This window comes from Burkholderia sp. ABCPW 11, assembly GCF_001523445.1.
In the GTDB taxonomy this organism is placed as follows: Bacteria; Pseudomonadota; Gammaproteobacteria; order Burkholderiales; family Burkholderiaceae; genus Burkholderia.
This window is the reverse complement of sequence record NZ_LOVM01000019.1, coordinates 1-1,019: the sequence shown is the minus strand read 5'-3', so window position 1 is coordinate 1,019 and position 1,019 is coordinate 1. Positions and strand designations below refer to the sequence as shown.

At 70.5% G+C, this 1,019-nt stretch carries 1 protein-coding gene; it reads left to right on the top strand.

The annotated features are described in order from the left end of the window. The coding region (locus WS61_RS08180) for an acetyl-CoA C-acetyltransferase (RefSeq protein WP_059500013.1) at window positions 1-1,019 on the top strand (1,019 nt) is incomplete at both ends.

Sequence of the window (1,019 nt, the reverse complement as noted above, 5' to 3'; positions counted from 1 at the left end):
GCGCGGACCGCGGTCGGCAAATTCGGCGGCTCGCTGGCAAAGATTGCGGCGCCGGAACTGGGCGCGACGGTGATCCGCGCAGTGCTGGAGCGTGCGGGCGTGAAGCCCGAGCAGGTCAGCGAAGTGATCATGGGCCAGGTGCTGACGGCCGGCTCCGGGCAGAACCCGGCGCGGCAGTCGCTGATCAAGGCGGGGCTGCCGAACGCCGTGCCGGGGATGACGATCAACAAGGTGTGCGGCTCGGGCCTGAAGGCCGTGATGCTGGCGGCCAACGCGATCGTCGCGGGCGACGCGGAGATCGTGGTCGCGGGCGGCCAGGAGAACATGAGCGCGGCGCCGCACGTGCTGCCGGGCTCGCGCGACGGGTTCCGGATGGGCGACGCGAAGCTGGTCGACACGATGATCGTCGACGGGCTGTGGGACGTGTACAACCAATACCACATGGGCATCACGGCGGAGAACGTCGCGAAGGAATACGGGATCACGCGCGAAGCGCAGGACGCGTTCGCGGCGCTGTCGCAGAACAAGGCGGAAGCCGCGCAGAAGGCGGGGCGCTTCGACGACGAGATCGTGCCGGTGTCGATTCCGCAACGCAAGGGCGAGCCGCTGCAGTTCGCGACCGACGAGTTCGTGCGTCACGGCGTGACGGCGGAGTCGCTGGCGGGGCTGAAGCCGGCGTTCTCCAAGGACGGCTCGGTGACGGCGGCGAACGCGTCGGGGCTGAACGACGGCGCGGCGGCGGTGCTGGTGATGTCGGCGCAGAAGGCGGCGGCGCTGGGGCTGACGCCGCTCGCGCGGATCAAGGCGTACGCGAACGCGGGCGTGGATCCGAGCGTGATGGGCATGGGTCCGGTGCCGGCGTCGCGCCGGTGCCTGGAGCGCGCGGGCTGGACGCCGGGCGACCTGGACCTGATGGAGATCAACGAGGCGTTCGCGGCGCAGGCGCTGGCGGTGCACAAGCAGATGGGCTGGGACACGTCGAAGGTGAACGTGAACGGCGGGGCGATCGCGATCGGTCA